At 42.8% G+C, this 2,088-nt stretch carries 2 protein-coding genes; both read left to right on the plus strand.

Translation table 11 applies throughout. From position 1 onward, the window contains the following. Nucleotides 1-372 precede the first annotated feature (372 nt). Complete coding sequence (locus tag LC574_RS37265) at nucleotides 373-1,290, plus strand: histone deacetylase (RefSeq protein WP_229458645.1); 918 nt, start codon at nucleotides 373-375, stop codon at nucleotides 1,288-1,290. A gap of 292 nt (nucleotides 1,291-1,582) precedes the next feature. After that, nucleotides 1,583-2,088: translation initiation factor IF-2 N-terminal domain-containing protein (locus LC574_RS37270; RefSeq protein ID WP_229458646.1), on the plus strand; the 506-nt coding region annotated here is incomplete at its 3' end.

Here is a 2,088-nt window from a genome sequence, read left to right on the forward strand (position 1 = left end):
TGAATGTAGGAATGGCAATGGTAAGCAATTTATTCATATTAAGTTCAATTCTGTAGTTAAGGATAATTGGCAGTAACAGCAGCTTATTAATTATTAAGTTGCTTTTTAGCAGGGCTATTTCGTTCTAAACATAAACCGCCCAGAACTAAAGTTCCGCGGCTCATAGCTTAAGTCCACTTTAGTGGACTAAAAACCTTTCTTAGTCGTCTTTAGACAACTTTTGTTATTAGCCTCAGAATTTATTCTGAGGCGGGCTAGATGAGAATGAAATAGCCCTGGGCAATACCCTGCAATGACAATACGTGGGTCGGCCTTGTTAATGCGTTCCCTGTCTCATAGTTTGGCATCGGACTATGGTTAAAAATTAATAACATGGATTTGCCAATTATTTACCACCCAGATTACGTTGCTTTGCTACCTGAAGGACATCGTTTCCCGATGTCTAAGTTCCGACAACTCTACGAATTGCTGTTAGCTGATGGTGTGGCTAATCAAGAACAATTTCACACCCCCGAACGTCCACCGCTAAAATTGATAGAGTTAGTCCACACTCCAAACTACGTTAAATCTTACTGTGAAGGAACCTTAGATCCCAAAGCACAGCGTCGCATTGGTTTGCCTTGGAGTCCAGCATTAGCGAATCGTACCTGTGTAGCGGTAGGTGGTACGATACTGACTGCTAAACTGGCACTAAGTCAGGGTTTAGCTTGTAATACGGCTGGTGGAACTCATCATGCTTTTCCTAGTTATGGGTCTGGTTTTTGTATTTTCAACGATTTAGCGATCGCCTGTCGCGTTTTACAAAAATTCGGACTTGTCCAAAAAATCCTGATTGTAGATTTGGATGTGCATCAAGGAGACGGCACCGCTTTTATCTTCCAAGACGACGACAGCGTTTTTACTTTTTCTATGCACTGCGAAGTCAATTTCCCCGGTACTAAACAAAACAGCGATTTGGATGTTCCTTTGCCGGTGGGAATGGAGGATGATGCTTATTTACAAACTTTAGCGAATTATCTATCAGATTTATTATCAAAAGTCAAGCCAGATTTAGTATTTTATGATGCAGGTGTTGACCCTCATATAGGCGATCGCTTAGGCAAATTAGCCCTTACCGATGCTGGCATTTTTCGCCGGGAAATGCAGGTTTTGAGTACCTGTATGAGTAGCGGTTATCCAGTCGCCTGCGTCATTGGCGGTGGTTATGCTGATGATATGAAATCTTTAGTATGGCGGCATTCTCTGCTGCATCGCGCTGCCAGTGAAGTTTACCGCCAGTACAAACTATAGTCATTTAGTGGGCAATAATAACCGAAATCGTAGAGTTTTTAAACGCAGAGGAACGCAAAGTAAACGCAAAGGTACGCAGAGTTTTGACAAATTTAATTCGTAGCGAATCGGACTAAAATAAACTTTGCGCTCCTCTGCGCTTACCTCTGCGCGACGGCAGTCGCTACAACGGGGAGCCACTGCGTTGGACGGGTTCCCCGGCTTGAAGCAAGTGGCGTGGGAACCCCGCAACGCGCTGCCTCCCCTTTGCGTTTAAATTTAAACCCTATTTTGTTGGCAAAGGCAGTACTGGATGAACAACGGTAAACTCAGAATCTACGAACTAGCAAAAGAATTGAATTTAGATAGCAAGAAGCTATTATTAATTTGCGAAAAGCTCAAAATTGTAGTCAAAAGCCATACCAGCACCATCTCAGAATCCGATGCAGAACGTATTCGTTCAGTAGCAAATAAATTAACAGCAAAATCCTCGAAAATTAAAACAAACTCTGAAGATTGGGGTTATATGTTCATAGCTTCAGCAATTGATAGTTTTATCCGCCATCTTGAAGGTGAAGCTGCCCTGAAATCATATCCCGAATTTAGGGAGCGGCGCGATCGCGCCAATGAGTTAATGTTGGAATGTGTCGGTAAAAAACCTTCTCTATTTTATGTGCGTCGCAAAGGCGCGGGAAAAGAAGCAAGAGAAGAAATTTGGGATTTGACAATAGCAACAGACTCCGATGTTCCATTACCCGCAAGACTTGAGAAGCTAAGAAAAACATTAGGATTTAGAGCGGCTGTACCAAAAGATGGCGG

Origin of the sequence: Nostoc sp. CHAB 5715 (genome assembly GCF_020829685.1) — a bacterium.
Taxonomy (GTDB): Bacteria; Cyanobacteriota; Cyanobacteriia; order Cyanobacteriales; family Nostocaceae; genus Nostoc.